Source organism: Aromatoleum diolicum (assembly GCF_012910955.1).
Lineage (GTDB): Bacteria > Pseudomonadota > Gammaproteobacteria > Burkholderiales > Rhodocyclaceae > Aromatoleum > Aromatoleum diolicum.
The window spans coordinates 1-930 of the sequence record NZ_WTVQ01000112.1; the positions used below are offsets into that span (position 1 = coordinate 1).

Sequence of the window (930 nt, forward strand, 5' to 3'; positions counted from 1 at the left end):
TCAGCTCGCCGACCGCCCGGCCGTCGAGCTGCTTCGTCCAGGTGGCGCCGGCATCGCTGCTCGCGAGTACTACGCCGTCGTGGCCCACCGCCCAGCCTTTCTGCGGCGTCGGGAAGCTCACCGCGACGAGGTCCGAGCTCACCGGCACCTTCGCCTGGCGCCAGCTCTTGCCCTGGTCGTCCGAGTACACCACGTGGCCGCGCTGGCCCACGCCGACCACCCGCTGCCCCGCCTGCGCCAGGCCGTTGATCAGGCCCTTGGCCGCAAGCTGGCTACTCATCGCCGGCACGTCGAGTACGTCCTGGAAACCGGCCGCGGGGGCGCCTGCCGGAATCAGCAGCGCGAACGCCGCCAGTGCTCCGCAGATTCGGTGCACGCTCATCACATTTCCTCAGTTGGGGCCGGGTCGCCCGGCACGATCAAAACACGATCGTGCCGGGCCCCGGGGAGGGGAACTCTTCTTTTCAGCCGCAGGGCGGCAAACCGGTCTGCCGTCCACCGAATGCCATGAATCCATCCGGCATTCGTGGCGGATGACGCCGGTGGCCCATCCGCCATGCAGGCACTGCAGCCCGGTCGACCGACCGCCTTAGCGGATACCCGAGCCGGCGAGCGAATCGGGCGACCAGTCGCGGTCGGTGAGCGGCTTGGACTGGCGCATGCCGCCGGTCTCGGCCGCGAAGCCGGTCAGCGAGTAGATGCCCGCGACCAGGTCGTAGTGGCCGAACATGTCGGTGTAGGGCGCCGGCAGGTCGTAGCTCGGGGCCATGTAGGCGAAGCCGGCGCGGTAGAGCTGGCCGCGCGCGTCGTACTGGTCGGACGCGAGCGCCGCCCACGAGTCCTCGTCGAGGTAGAAGGTGCGCTTGCTATACACATGGCGCTTGCCCTCGCGCAGCGTCGCTTCCACCACCCACACGCGGTGCAGCTCCC

At 69.7% G+C, this 930-nt stretch carries 2 protein-coding genes; both read right to left on the reverse strand.

The features are described 5' to 3' along the window. On the reverse strand, nt 1–382 hold a 382-nt coding region (locus GPA25_RS23625), incomplete at its 3' end, for a WD40/YVTN/BNR-like repeat-containing protein (RefSeq protein WP_246266164.1). Nucleotides 383–589: 207 nt separating this feature from the next. Beyond that, a partial coding sequence (locus tag GPA25_RS23630) for a DUF1329 domain-containing protein (RefSeq protein WP_169262834.1) occupies nt 590–930 on the reverse strand: 341 nt, incomplete at its 5' end.